This window comes from Neisseria sp. P0009.S007 (assembly GCF_051962515.1).
Map to the genome: position 1 here is coordinate 1 of NZ_JBQCVF010001283.1, position 236 is coordinate 236.

Below are 236 nucleotides of genomic sequence, written 5' to 3' on the forward strand. Positions count from 1 at the left end.
TCGAAGATATGGTTTGACGGCGGCGGCGGTCGGGGCATCGGGCGTGCCGAGATTGAGGAGGAGGACGCCTACACGGTTTTGCTGAGTGTAAGACAGGGAGGGTTCGACGTGGAAAAGCGGCATGATGTGCCTTTGGATTGGAGTGGAAGCCCGTATTGTAGCAATGTGAAGGTCGTCTGAATATGGTCTGCGTTTTCAGACGACCTTTTTTCGGGGTTGAGTTTTAAATTTTATGA

At 51.7% G+C, this 236-nt stretch carries 1 pseudogene; it reads right to left on the reverse strand.

Annotated elements, in window-relative coordinates:
- A pseudogene (locus ACTHS3_RS18625) lies at positions 1-123 on the reverse strand (ferrochelatase); the annotation flags it as partial.
- Positions 124-236 lie beyond the last annotated feature (113 nt).